Raw genomic sequence first — 12,753 nt, 5'->3', positions numbered from 1 at the left:
TTCAGTCCTCCCCGCGTGCGGCATCCCAGTAGCCGCAGAGGCGTGCGAAATTGTCCTTCATTTGCGCCACCGCTTCCGCGTCGGTCATGGCGCCCGTCATCCAGGCCTGCGCCGCATCGGCAAAGATCGTGCGGCCCACGGCAAAGCCCTTGACCATGGGGAAACGTGCCGCGACCTCGAAACTTTGCTTCAGCGCCGCCTCTTCGGCCCCCAGGCCCAGCACCACGATACCACGGGTGTTGGGATCGTTCTCCTCGATTGCCTGCACGGTTTTTTGCCAGGCGGCATCCGATGTCATCGGTTCCAGCTTCCACCAGTCGGGATAGACCCCCAGTTCGTAGAACCGCCGGATCACATTCGCCGTGGTATCCTCATCGACCGGCCCGGCCTTGGACGGGATCACCTCCAGCAGGAATTCCAGCCGGTTGCGCCGCGCGGCGTGGAACAGGCGCGTCACGGTCGCCTCGTGATCGGCGCGCATCTCGGGTGTATCGTCGGGGTGGTAGAAACAAAGCACCTTGACCACATGTTCCAGCGGCCATTCGTTCAGCCCGCCAAAGTCCGGGCCGATCTCCGGTTCCAGTCTCAGTGGACGAGAGCCCGGCCACTCCACCGGCCGTCCGATCCACAGGCCGGTTCCGGCAGCCTGGTAAAGCGCGTCGCGCCCCAGGCGGCTGTCACAGAGCAGTCCGTAGCCGGGTTGCCCGCCAGCCACCTGTGCGCAGGCCTCCAGGCAAAGCGCCTTGAAGGCGCCAATCTTTTCCGGGGTGGCGCCGTCCAGCTCTTCCAGTTGCATCCGGTGGTCAAAGGCAAAGACCCGCATGGTCGACCAGTCGCCCTTGCGGTTGGTGGCCCAGTGCACCTGCTCCAGCACATCGTCCTTGCGCAGCGCCTTTTCCTTGACGCCGCGCTGCAGGAAGAACTCCAGCTCGGCCCATGACGGATAGGCGGGGGTGCAGCCGTGGCGCGAGACGGCGAAGGCGCCGCATGCGTTGGCATAGGTCAGGGAGGTGGGCCAGTCCTGGTCGGTCAGCCAGCCTTTCAGCAGGCCGGACATGAAACCGTCGCCGGCGCCCAGCACGTTGAAGACCTCGATGGGAAAGCCGGGACCGCTCTGGCCGTCGTCCAGCGTGTCCGCGATCTCTCCGGTAAAGGCGACGGCGCCCATCGGGCCGCGCTTGCAGACCAGTGTCGCGCCCGAGACCTTGCGGACATTGCGCAGCGCCTGGATCGTGTCCGTGGTGCCGCCGGCGATATGGAATTCCTCCTCGGTGCCGACGATCAAGTCGAACAGATGCAGCGTGCTTTGCAGCTTCGCCGTGACCGCGTCCGAGGCGATGAACCGGTTTTCACCGTCACCATGCCCGGACAACCCCCAGAGGTTCGGGCGGTAGTCGATGTCCAGCGCCGTCTGCATCCCGTTCCCGCGCGCGATCCTCAGCGCCTTGAGCACCGCCGCCTCGGTGTGCGGATGGCTGAGATGCGTGCCCGTGGCAACAACCGACCGTGCCTGCGTGATGAACCCCTCGTCGATGTCGTCCTCGCACAGCGCCATGTCGGCGCAGTTGTCGCGGTAGAAGATCAGCGGGAACTGTTCCTGGTCGCGGATGCCCAGAAGCACCAGCGCGGTCAGGCGCTCCGGGTCGGTGACGACACCGCGCGTGTCGACGCCCTCCCTTTTCAGCTCCTCGGTGATGAAACGGCCCATGTGTTCATCCCCGACACGGGTGATCAGTGCCGATTTCAGCCCCAGCCGCGCGGTCCCGGCGGCGATGTTGGTGGGCGAGCCGCCGAGGTACTTGTTGAAGCTCGCCATGTCCTCGAGCCGCCCACCGATCTGCGCGCCATAGAGGTCCACAGAGGACCGGCCAATGGTGATCACATCCAGGGTCTTGCCCATGCCAATCTGCCTTTCCGGATCATCGAAGCATCCGCGCCGCTCTCCTCAGCGCGCCGCGTCCTTGCGTCAACCTGAGCCGGGCGAGGCCCCCGGTCAATTCCTCGCCTCCCGGAACCTCTCATTCATGATGGACCGCGATGGGGGTGTCGGGATGGTTTTCTTCCAAATGATGTAAAACGTATCAGCCGTGGCCGGGCGGCCCGTCCTGATCCTGCGGTCCCGGCGCGTCTGGACGTCTCGGCTGCACAGTGGCAGCGCGCGCTGACGGGGTGAGTCCAAGGGTCTGCGGGTTTTGTACAAAATTCAGAAAACGCCGTACGTTTTGTACAAAACGTACAAGCGCCGCCGGCCCGTCCGGCGCGGTCAGACCGACTCCGGCAGGTAGAGATCGGGGCGCATGAAATGCTGTCCGGGGGTGGCGCTTTCCTGTTGCTGCACGGCGGAAATCATCAATGCCACGGTGTCATTGCACAGCTGTTCCAGGGGCGTCGCAATCGACATTTCCGCATAACGATCCGCCAGCGCCGCGCGCGACTCGGGGATCAACTCGTGCAGGATCAGCGTGACCTGCCCCGGCGCGCGCGCCTCGCGCAGGGCCGCAATCGCGCCCTCCATACCGCCGCCTGAACAATAAAGTCCCTTGAGATCCGGATGCCGCTGCAAAAGCTCAAGCGTGGTTTCGTAGGTCAGTTGCCGTGTCTCCAGGTTGACCATCGTGTCGAGGATTCGGAATTCGGGGGCGAACTCCCTGAAATAGCTCCTGAAACCTGTCTCGCGCAGCTCGTGCCCATGCCAGCGATAACCGCCGACAAAGACCGCCAGCTTGCCGGGGTTGGCGACCGTGCGGAACATCATGTGGGCGGCGATGCGCCCGGCCTTCATGTTGTTCAGGCCGATGTAACCATGTCGCACGCCCTGCGCGAAATCGTTGAGCATGGCAAAACAAGGCACCCCCTGCGCCTGCAGCTGGGCGACGGTATCGGTGATCTGGACGTGGTTGACCGCCGAGGCCGCCAGCGCATCACAACGGTCCGCCAGCCCGGTCAGCAGGCCCGCGATGTCACCCGGGCTTTGCGACGGTGAGAACTCCACCGCGATCGAGCCGCGAATGCCCGGGGCCCGCGCCACCGCCGCCTCCATCTCGCGGGCGACGTTCTGCCAGAACGGCTGCCGCGCCTTGGGAAAGACAAAGCCGAAACGCACTTCCGGCAGATCCGCGAACATCCGTTGCCCGATCAATGCTGCGGCATGGTAGCCGATCCGCTGGGCGGCCTCGTAGACGCGTCTTGCGGTTTCCTCGCGCACCTTGGCGCGCCCGTTCAATACGCGGTCCACGGTGGCGACGCTGACCCCCGCCTCGCGGGCCAGGTCGGTGATGGTCGGACGTTTGGCCATGTCATGTCCCGAAGGTTGATGAGTTGCGCACGCATCATGAGGGTTTTTGAAAGAAATCCAATCCCCCGCTTGCAATACGGCTGGGAAGAATCGGGTCACGCGGCTAGGTCTGTTGCACGAAGCGGGAGGGCAAGATGGCAGGACTGGGAATCGGGCTGATCGGGACGGGCTTCATGGGAAAAACCCATGCGTTGGCCTGGGGCGCCGCGCGGGCGGTTCTTGGACGCGACCTGCCCGAAGTGCGGCTGGAGATGCTTTGTGATACGCCCGATGACCGCGCAGCGGGGATGGCCGACCAGTTCGGTTTTGCCCGTGCGACAGGCGATTGGCGCGCGCTTGTCACCGATCCGGCGGTCGACGTGGTCTCGATCACCACACCCAACAACCTGCATCATGAGATGGCCTGCGCCGCGCTGCGGGCGGGAAAGCACGTCTGGTGCGAAAAGCCGATGGCGCTGACTCTGGCCGAGGCCGAAGAAATGGCCCGGGCGGCGCAAGAGGCCGGGACCGTCACGATGGTGGGCTACAACTACATACGGAATCCGGCCTTTCTGCACGCGAAAAAGCTGATCGACGAGGGGCGCATCGGACGTGTCGTGCATGTGCGCGGCTGGGTGGATGAGGACTATCAGGCCGATCCCCACCTGCCCTGGACCTGGCGAGCTCGGCTGCAGGATGCGGGCCTTGGCACGCTGGGCGACCTTGGCTGTCACCTGGTGTCGATGGTCGTGGGGCTTGCCGGACCGATCGAGAGCCTCGTGGCCGATACGCAGATCATCCACGAAACGCGGCCCTTGCCCGACGGGTCGGGCCGGGCCGCGGTCGAAAACGAGGATACGGCGACGGCGCTCTTGCGCTTTGCCAATGGCGCGCACGGGTCGATTTCCAGTTCGCGGTCAGCCTGGGGGCGCAAGAACAAGCTTGACTGGGAGATCCACGGCACAAAGGGCATGATCTGTTTTGCGCAGGAGCGGATGAACGAATTGCAGGTCTACCTGAACGAGGGCCCGAAGGCGGAACAAGGGTTCCGCACGATCCTGACCGGGCCAGACCATCCGCCGTTCGGCGCATTCGTCCCGGCCCCAGGGCACCAGTTGGGCTTTGGTGACCTCAAGACAATCGAGGCAGGGGACCTGCTGGCGGCCATCCGCGACGGCGGGCAGGCCTATCCGTCGATGCAGGACGCGCTGACCTTCGAGCGTGTCATCCACGCCATCGCAGACAGTGCCCGGGAGGGCTGTGCCCGGGTGACCCTCTAGGGGCCGGGTTCAGACGCTCGGAGGCTCCGTGGCGATTTCCGGCAGGTCGATCTGGCTGTCGTCGAGGTGGTGCGCCCGGTTGGCGGCGTGGTCGCAGGTTACGCCAAGGTAGCCTTTGATCTTCTGCGACTGGGCGTTCCGGGGCAGGCAAGGGGCAGACCGTGCGCCCTGCGGCCCCTGGCCGGAGCGGGGGAGATAATGCGCCCCGCCCGGCGACGGGCGAGGCGCTGAATTTTAATACTCGCAGACCTTTGTCGCGGTCTGCAACACCGCGCCCGGCGTGTTGGGCAGGCGCAGGAAGGTGACGCGGCGGTTCTCCGGTGCATCCGGATAGGCCTCGTTCTTGAGAACGTGCTCTCCCCAGCCGACCGGGTAGAGCGGCACACCGACATAGGCCCCTTCGAGGATCCGCGTGACCGAGGCCGCGCGGCGCAGGCTGAGGTCGCAATTGTACCCAGCCGAACCGACGGCATCGGTATGCCCCACGACCGCGTAGGAGGTGCCCTTCAGCGCCGGATCGCTCAACGCGGCGATCAACGTGTCGATCTTGCCGCTCTGGTCGGCCCGCACATTGTCGCTGTCGTAATCGAACTCGATCGTGATCGCGACCGACGGAATGACAACCTTGCCCGTCTTGGGCGGCGCGGGCGCGTCATAGTCCAGCGGCTTCGGCTCGTCGTAGCGTGCCGTCACGGGTTCCTGCGGCTTGGGTTTCGCCGTGTCGGTGTAGGTCGGGGTCGGCGGGGGAGCCTTGCTGACAGTGACTTTCTTGTTGTCGAGGTCCAGCACCAGCGTTTCGAACTCCACGCCGGGTCCCGCGCTTTCCAGCGCGATTCCGTCCGGGTCGATGTCCACACCGGCACAATTGCCGGCGTTCGAGTTCAGAAGGCACCGCGCCATCGCGCTTTGCGGTTCGGGTTTGAACGACATGATCGGGTCGTCACCCTGGATGAAGATCTCGCCCTGCTGCGCAAGGCCTGCCGCAGGGGGCAGGCCAAGGCAGAGAGCGACGCTCAGGAAAAGCTTTCGCATCGCTCTCATCTCCTCAGTATTCGCGGACCACGACCGAGATCTGGGCCTTGGTCACGTCCGGGTTGTGTTTGGAAACGGCGCGGTAGTCGACGCCGCTGGCGGTGTGTTTCTTGTCCTTGGCGCCTGTGTCGAGGTCAAGAACAAGGGTCTCCTTGACGATGCCTTCGTAGTGATCCTTGGAGACGGTCTTGTGACCGGCTGCGCAGGACACCTTGGAGGTATCGCGGGTCGCCTTCTTGATGGCCGCGTCGCCACCGTTGCAGATCGCCAGGATGGTCTCGAGCCCGGGTTCCGAGGTGCGCAGCGCGCCCTTCGGCGGGAAGACGTACTGGGTGCCGCCCGGGATGACGATGTCATCGAGGCCCGGGAAGGGGTACAGCACGCAGCTGTCGTGGTCGTCGTCGATCGAGATCAGCGTCAGACGGCAGTCGTGGCGCGGTTCGATGAAGACCTTCAACTCGTCTCCGACCTTGTAGGTGGGCTTGTCCGTGTAGACGGTCAGGTGGCTCTGGGCCGCGGCCGAGTGCTGGACCGGGTCATAATCGGCGCCGTACTTCTTGGCGTCGTCATGCGTCTTGATCGGTTCCTTGCCGGTCACGACGTAGTCCTTGTCCGTGGGCGTGTAGTCGGCGTCCTTCTTGACGACCTTGGTGTCGACATAGCCATCGTCCTTGACCACCTTCACCTTCTTGGCCGGCGGCTCGTAGTCGGTGTCCTTGACCACCTGCTTGACCGAGTAGGACAGGTCCGCCGTCACGACATGGTCGGTCTTGTACGGGTAGTAGTCCGTCAGTTTCTCAAGCAGGACCGGGTAGGCCGCCGTCCATTCATCCCGCGCGATCGGCGAGGTGTCGAGACGGGTCAGCAAGCTGGCCATCTCGTGTCCGGCAAAGGCCATGCGGCTGCGCAGCGCATCCGAGGTCAGGCCCAGTTCGTTGGCCGCCTGGTCGAAGTCGATGAAGTAGTCGACGTGATAGACAAAGAGGCCGCGCACCGGTTCCAGTCCGGCGGCCTTGGTGTCCGGTTCGATCCCGGCGCTCTCCAGGGTGGCCAGGAAGGCCTCCATGTCACGCTGGAAATACTCGTTCACCACGTCCTTGCCCGGATAGATCGCGTCGATGGTCTGACGCGCCGAGGCCGACAGGGACAGGTTGTTCAGGGCGACGTCACGCACGGTGTCGTCGTTGAACCGCATGCCCTTGGAGTGGCACGAAATGCACGAGATGCCGTTGACCACCTCGCCGGTGCCGTCGGGATAATCGGTGTCGCGCACGATCGAGGTCGGGCCGACGTTCAGACGATCACCTTCGGCGGTGTTGAGGTAGTAGGCGTGAAAGCCGTTGGGCAGGGTGAAGATCGACTCGCCGCCGTCATGCAGGAAGGCAAGATCGGGGCCGTAGGCCTCTGTCGGACCCAGCGGGAACTCGAAGAAGCTCTGGCGTTTGGCCGATCCGGCAAAGTCATAGGAGGTCCAGAAGAAACCGGTGCCCATCGGGTGCCGTTCGATCAGGCGGTTGTGTGTCGACACGCCCGAGTCCTGGAAGCCGGCGCGGACGACCTGCTCGTTCAGGATGTTCTTCTTCATGTCGAGGTTCAGCAGCTTTTCCAGCCCGGCCACGGTATCCGGCAGGCCCAGCATGTCATAGTACAGGGGCGAGACCGACGCGGTCGCGGCGAACCAATCGGCGCGGATGACCGGGATCTTGGTTCCGGCCAGGTGCTGCAGTGAACCCAGGTAAGGGTCGGTGTCGCTTTCCATGCCGTAGGGATACTTGGCTTCGAGGTAGCCCCAGGTTTCGTGCGTCCAGTCGAGATCGGGCAGGAAGACGCGCAGCAGAATGCCGTGATCGTCGACCTTTTCGAACTTGTAGACGTTGGGGTTCCAGCTCAGCGCGTTCAGCAGCTTGACGGTTGCAGCCAGGTAGGCGGTGTAGTTTTCGTCTGTGACATCCGGGTCGTTCCACATCGGCCGCATCGAGATATAGCGGACGCGGTCGCGACGGTTGGTCGGCAGGCTCTGCATGTCGGCATGGGCCATCGCATACATCTCGGCCAGCGAAATGTAGGTGCGCGGCTCGGGGGCCAGGTCACCCAGCGCGACGATCCAGTCCTGAAGCTGTTGCAGCTCGGCCTCGTTCGGCACGCAGCTGGGGTCCCAGCAGTTGTCCGGCATCGCCGGCGCGCCGCCGGTGATGACCTGGTACAGCTTGGACTTGGACGGTTCGCCCACGGCCACGAACTTGGGGTCGTTGGACAGGCGGCGCAGGTCGAGGACGTGGCCGAAGCCCGCCTTCGGCGTGGTCAGCCCGTCGCCAAGTGCGCCCTGCTGGTGGCAGTCGGCACAGTATTTGTCCAGGACCGCGTATGCGGCCTTTTCCTGGGCGGTCGCGTCCGCCGGCAGGGCGTAATCGACGTCTTCAGGATCGATCAGCTTGGTCTGATCCTGCGCCGAAGCGGGCAGGGCGAAGGCAGCGGTCAGGGCGATGACGCTCACCTTCATCAGGTCGTTGGGTTGCATAACATCTTCTCCTGTTCAAAGAGGGATTGGGGTGAAATTCGAACTATTGGCACCGGATCGAGAGGTACTTCTTCGAGGCCCAGCCGGTCACTCCGCCACTGCCCCGATGGGGATTGCGGCACTGTCCCGACAGGCAGCGGACCTGGGCCCAGTTGCCGCTGTGGTTCAGCACTCTGAGAGTGTCGCCAAGATAAGTCTCGGAGATGATCCGGCCGCGGGTACTGGCTTGTGTCCGGATGTTCAGGAAGCCGCTGCCGTCGCGGCGGGTCCGGCTGTTGTAGTGGTTCAGGTTCACCACCGTGGCGGTGCATTGCGTTACCGGACGCTGGCGCGGCTTGTCCGAGGCGAGGTAGCGGTTCGAGACCCAGCCGTCCTGACCGTTGGAAAGGCGCACGTTGCTCCAGCCGCCGTTCCGGTCCAGCACGGTCACCTTGTCGCCAAAGTCGATCCGGTTGATGACGCCGTATTGCGTGCCCGGTCCGGAGCGAACGTTCAGGTTGTCGGTCCCGGTGACGTACATCGGGACGGTGCGGCTGGGCGGCGGTGTCACCACCTTTTCCGGCGTCTTGAGGTAGGTGATCCGGTCGATCACCACGCGCGAGATGCAGTCGGTGTTTGCGCCACAGCGGTCGCGGGTGTTGATGCGCCAGGTCTGCTGGTCCGAGGCGCTCACCGGGCGAGCGGGATTCTTGTAGGCGCGCTCCATTTCCTCGTCGAGGCCGGCAAGATAGCGGTCGCCGCAGATCGTGCGTTCGGTGGTGTTGAGGTTGGGCGAGGTGCACCACCACAGCAGCGGCTCGTCGGGACGGGTATCGACCACCGGGGGCACCGGCTCCTTGGGCGTGTCGGCAACGGTGCACTGACGCGCGACGAAGGACTTGGCCAGGATCGAATAATTATGGTCGCCGCAGACCTGCAGGTAGGCCTCGTAGGCAAAGCATTCGCCGAATTCCTTGGCCTCGGCATAGAGCGCGTCGCAAAGGGCGAGCTCTGGTGCGACTTCCTCCGGGGGCAGCGGCCGGCTGCTGTCTTCGTCGCTGGGCGCCGGTGCCGGCGGCGTGACCGGATCGGGGGCACCGGGCACGACGGCAGCCTTGAGCACCTGTGACTGGGCCAGGATATCGGCCATCGGTATGGCATAGTTGACCGCGTCGCGGTTCGACCCGGCATGATGCAGGCCGACAACCTTTTGCAGGGAGGCGTCGATCACCGGTGAGCCTGAGTTGCCCGGCAGCGTGTCGCAGGTGTGCAGCAACTGGCGGTTCGACAGGGCCGGCGAATTGGCGCGGCATTTCTCGCGGCTGATGCGTTGGGCCTCACCCATCGGGTGGCCGATGACCCAGTAGGGATCGTTGTCCTGCGGGGTGACGGCGGCCAGGTCCAGCGTGCCGTAATCGGCCGAAGGATCACCGATCACCTCGAGCACGGCGTAATCGAGTTCCTTGGAGGTTTCGACCGGCGTCGGCACGACGGTATAGCGCCGTGTGCCTTCGTCGACGCCGGGCTGGCGGTAGCCGGCCACGAAGAGGATCGAGTCGATCCGTGTGGCGCCGGCGCGTTCATTGTCGAGGATGCCGGGCACGCAGTGGTGATTGGTCAGGATGTGCTTGTCGTCCACGATGAAGGCGGTGCAGGGATAGACGCCGGTATCCGTCAGGATGTCCAGGCGGCCCACGGCCAGCCCCATCTTGGAAAAAACGCTGTTGGGCGAGTAGTTCAGGATCGGCTCGTTGTTGTATGCGCCGACCGCCAGTTCGAAGTTGATGTCACTGCCGCCGCCAGCCGCCTGGTTGCGGCGCAGAACGACACTGCCAAAGCTCGTCCGGTCGAAGCCGACGAACTCCTGCGCCCGGGTCTGAACGGGCGCAAAGGCAGCCAGCCCCAGCGCGGTGATCAGTGTGGACAATGCAGCGGCGGTACGCACGGTATCAGTCCTTCGAAAAAAGGTTCATCAACAAGATGATTTCAGTTTGTTCAGAAGGGGCCGTTGCGTCAACGAAGGAAAACCCGACCCTGCAAAAAGTCGGGCAAATTCGGGCATTTGAGAGGGTGCAGGCGGGGTAGGCGTGCCCGAGGCCTACAAGACGCGGGACAGGAAGGCCCGCGTGCGGGCCTCTTGCGGCGCACCGAAGACCTGTGAGGGCGGGCCGGATTCGAGAATGCGGCCCTGGTCGAGAAAGCAGACCGTGTCCGCCAATTCGCGCGCAAAACCCATCTCGTGCGTTGCAAGGACCATCGTCATGCCTTCGGTCCTGAGTTGCCGCAGAACGTCCAGCACCTCGCCCACCAGTTCGGGGTCCAGCGCCGATGTGATTTCGTCGAACAGCATGATTTCTGGCCGCATGGCCAGTGCCCGCACGATGGCGACCCGCTGTTGCTGCCCGCCGGACAACTGGTCGGGATAGTGCTGCATCCGTTCGCCCAGGCCGAAACGGGTGAAAAGCTCGGCAATTCGCGGTTCCAGTTCGGCCCGGCCGAGGCCGTGGATGCGGCGCGGTGCCAGCATGGCGTTGTCCATCGCCGTCATGTGGGGGAACAGGTTGTAGCTCTGGAAGACCATGCCGATGCGCTGGCGCACCGGCTGCGGGTTGAAGCCGGGCTCGGAGATGTCCGTGCCGTCGAGCGTGATGGTGCCGTCGTCGATCGGTTCCAGCAGGTTCAGACAGCGCAGCAGCGTGGACTTGCCGGACCCGGATGCGCCGATCAGGCAGATCATCTGACCCGTGGTGATGTCCAGGTCGATGCCGCGCAGGACGTCGTTGCCGCCAAAGCTCTTGCGGACGTTTTTCAGGGACAGTGTCGTCATCAGCTGCGGGCCTTGCGCTGGCGGTTCATGAGGTGGTCGGCATAGCGGGTCGCGGGGATCGTGATCGCCAAGAAAATCAGCGCGGCGCCGACGTAGGGCGTGAAATTCGCCAGCAGCGATTTGTAGACGCCCGCCTGTCGGAAGATTTCGACCGGGCCGATGAAGCTGAGCAGCGCCACGTCCTTTTGCAGCGCGATGAAAAGGTTCATGTTGGCGGGCACCACGCGGCGGATCGCCTGCGGCAGGATCACGAACCGCATGCTGTCGGACGTGGACAGGCCCAGCGACAGCGCCGCCGCGCGCTGGCTCTCGTGGATCGACTCGATGCCCGAACGGATGACCTCGGCGACATAGGCTGCGTAGACGAGGATCAGTGCCAGCGACCCCCAGATATACGGTGAATTCCACGGGCGCGGCAGGCCAAGCCCGGGAATGCCGAAGCCGATCAGGTAGATGACCAGGATCACCGGCAACCCGCGAAAGATGTCCGTGTAGAGGATTGCCGCCAGTTTCACCGGGTAGAGCGCGGGCGTACGCAGGTCACGCGCAATAGCCACCGCAAGACCGAGTGCCGCGATCAGAGGGGCGCACCAGGCAAAGATCGCGATGTCCAGCAGGAAGGCCTCGAGCAGGCCCGGAAAGGTCTTGGCAAAGACCTCACCGTTGAAAAAGCTGCGCTGGACGCGGTCCCAGCCGGGCGCGAGCGGCACCAGGAGGACGATGGCCAAGACAACCGCCAGGGTCGAACCGGCGGCGATCAGGTTTGCGCGTCTGCGCTGGCGGGTCTCGAAGATCTGTCTGCGGGTGGGCATCAATTGTCCGTCAGGCGAGGGGGAGCGGGGCAGAGGGCTCTGCCCCGCTCCCCCGAGGTACTTGGAAAGCCAAGAACGCCGGGGGGCGTCTGGCGATTACTCGATGACCGGAACGCCGGTGGCGTCCTGCAGCCACTCCGCCTCGATCTCGGCCAGCTTGCCGCTGTCCTTAAGCGCGGCCAGGGCCTCGTTGACGCAGGTCTTGAGCGGGCTGCCTTCTTCCATCAACAGGCCGAACTGGTCCGGGTTGTCGCTGCGTTCCGGCGGGAACTGGCCGAGGATCGTGCCGTTTTCCACCACCACGGCAGAGAGATAAAGCGCGGTCGGCAGGTCAAAGAGCGCGGCGTCGATCTGGCCAGCCTGCATGGCGGCGGTGACGTCGACGTTGTCGTCGTAAAGCATCGGCTGCTTGTCCGGGCCGATCAGATCCATCAGCATCGGTACGGCGGTGGTGTTGGCATCAGCCCCCCAGAGCAGGGTTTTCAGGCTGGCCACGGTCGGTTGCGCCCCGCCATCGACCACGGATTGCGTGGTCAGGACCGCCATCGCGGAACTGTAGTAGGGATCGGAGAAATCGACGATCTTCTCGCGTTCCTCGGTGATCGAGAACTGTTGCAGGTTGACGTCGAAATTCTTGGCGCCGGGTTGGATCGACTGGTCAAAGGACGTGCGCACCCAGGTGACCTGGTCGGCGGTAAATCCCATTTCCTCGGCCAGCGCATAGGCCACCGCCGCCTCGAAGCCCTTGCCGCTTTCGGGGGCGTCATCCAGCACCCAAGGATAATAGGCGGGATTGCCGGTGGCGATGGTCAGCACGCCGTCTGTCAGGGTCTTGCCGGCGGCACAGTCGTCCTGGGCCAGCGCGGCACCCGCAAGGCCGCAGGCCAGCGCGGTGAATGTCATGAGTTTCATCGGAAATCCCCCTGTCGGTTTTGGCTGGTGGCACAGTTGCCGCACCCGCGCCGCTTGTCAATTTGCCGGTGTCATTGGCCTGTGTGCGGATGACATGCAAGCCGTAGATGCCCGCCGTC

Annotated in this window: 9 protein-coding genes; 1 reads left to right on the top strand and 8 read right to left on the bottom strand. The window is 64.3% G+C overall.

Annotated elements, in window-relative coordinates:
* Position 1 precedes the first annotated feature (1 nt).
* Positions 2–1,900 carry a bifunctional 5-dehydro-2-deoxygluconokinase/5-dehydro-2-deoxyphosphogluconate aldolase gene (locus tag RBB42_RS15600; RefSeq protein ID WP_306043729.1) on the bottom strand — a complete coding sequence of 633 codons (1,899 nt, stop codon included), beginning with the start codon at positions 1,898–1,900 and terminating at the stop codon, positions 2–4.
* 363 nt (positions 1,901–2,263) lie between these two features.
* On the bottom strand, positions 2,264–3,295 hold the full coding sequence (locus tag RBB42_RS15595; protein ID WP_305971427.1) for a LacI family DNA-binding transcriptional regulator: 1,032 nt from the start codon (positions 3,293–3,295) through the stop codon (positions 2,264–2,266).
* A 134-nt stretch (positions 3,296–3,429) separates the two neighbouring features.
* Between RBB42_RS15595 and RBB42_RS15590 the strand changes: the two genes are divergently transcribed.
* A complete protein-coding gene (locus RBB42_RS15590; RefSeq protein WP_305971426.1) occupies positions 3,430–4,554 on the top strand; it encodes a Gfo/Idh/MocA family protein in 1,125 nt (374 codons plus the stop codon).
* Positions 4,555–4,788: 234 nt separating this feature from the next.
* On the opposite strand, the gene RBB42_RS15585 is transcribed toward RBB42_RS15590, so the two are convergent.
* The 6 genes from RBB42_RS15585 to RBB42_RS15560 all read right to left on the bottom strand — a co-directional run bounded on the left by RBB42_RS15585 (position 4,789) and on the right by RBB42_RS15560 (position 12,634).
* Positions 4,789–5,586: an OmpA family protein gene (locus tag RBB42_RS15585; RefSeq protein WP_305971425.1), complete on the bottom strand. Its 798-nt coding sequence runs from the start codon at positions 5,584–5,586 to the stop codon at positions 4,789–4,791.
* A 13-nt stretch (positions 5,587–5,599) separates the two neighbouring features.
* Complete coding sequence (locus tag RBB42_RS15580; RefSeq protein ID WP_305971424.1) at positions 5,600–8,104, bottom strand: DUF4384 domain-containing protein; 2,505 nt, start codon at positions 8,102–8,104, stop codon at positions 5,600–5,602.
* Between the two features lie 43 nt (positions 8,105–8,147).
* A complete protein-coding gene (locus RBB42_RS15575) occupies positions 8,148–10,010 on the bottom strand; it encodes an SH3 domain-containing protein (protein WP_305971423.1) in 1,863 nt (620 codons plus the stop codon).
* Between the two features lie 171 nt (positions 10,011–10,181).
* Complete coding sequence (locus RBB42_RS15570) at positions 10,182–10,910, bottom strand: amino acid ABC transporter ATP-binding protein (protein ID WP_305971422.1); 729 nt, start codon at positions 10,908–10,910, stop codon at positions 10,182–10,184.
* Positions 10,910–11,722, bottom strand: a complete 813-nt coding sequence (locus tag RBB42_RS15565) for an amino acid ABC transporter permease (RefSeq protein ID WP_305971421.1) — start codon at positions 11,720–11,722, stop codon at positions 10,910–10,912. The genes RBB42_RS15570 and RBB42_RS15565 overlap by 1 nt, the downstream gene beginning before the upstream one ends.
* 96 nt (positions 11,723–11,818) lie before the next feature.
* Positions 11,819–12,634 (bottom strand): ABC transporter substrate-binding protein, encoded by an 816-nt coding sequence (locus RBB42_RS15560; RefSeq protein ID WP_371931765.1) that lies wholly within the window; start codon positions 12,632–12,634, stop codon positions 11,819–11,821.
* Between the last annotated feature and the right edge of the window lie 119 nt (positions 12,635–12,753).

Source organism: Mameliella sp. MMSF_3455 (assembly GCF_030733205.1).
Lineage (GTDB): Bacteria > Pseudomonadota > Alphaproteobacteria > Rhodobacterales > Rhodobacteraceae > Antarctobacter.
This window is presented reverse-complemented; position numbering and strand designations above follow the sequence as displayed.

Bases quoted from the DNA above. Each gene is read 5' to 3' on its own strand.
- RBB42_RS15570 (WP_305971422.1), bottom strand. From the start codon at position 10,910: ATGACGACACTGTCCCTGAAAAACGTCCGCAAGAGCTTTGGCGGCAAC.
- RBB42_RS15595 (WP_305971427.1), bottom strand. From the start codon at position 3,295: ATGGCCAAACGTCCGACCATCACCGACCTGGCCCGCGAGGCGGGGGTC.
- RBB42_RS15565 (WP_305971421.1), bottom strand. From the start codon at position 11,722: ATGCCCACCCGCAGACAGATCTTCGAGACCCGCCAGCGCAGACGCGCA.
- RBB42_RS15580 (WP_305971424.1), bottom strand. From the start codon at position 8,104: ATGCAACCCAACGACCTGATGAAGGTGAGCGTCATCGCCCTGACCGCT.
- RBB42_RS15560 (WP_371931765.1), bottom strand. From the start codon at position 12,634: ATGAAACTCATGACATTCACCGCGCTGGCCTGCGGCCTTGCGGGTGCC.
- RBB42_RS15585 (WP_305971425.1), bottom strand. From the start codon at position 5,586: ATGCGAAAGCTTTTCCTGAGCGTCGCTCTCTGCCTTGGCCTGCCCCCT.
- RBB42_RS15590 (WP_305971426.1), top strand. From the start codon at position 3,430: ATGGCAGGACTGGGAATCGGGCTGATCGGGACGGGCTTCATGGGAAAA.
- RBB42_RS15600 (WP_306043729.1), bottom strand. From the start codon at position 1,900: ATGGGCAAGACCCTGGATGTGATCACCATTGGCCGGTCCTCTGTGGAC.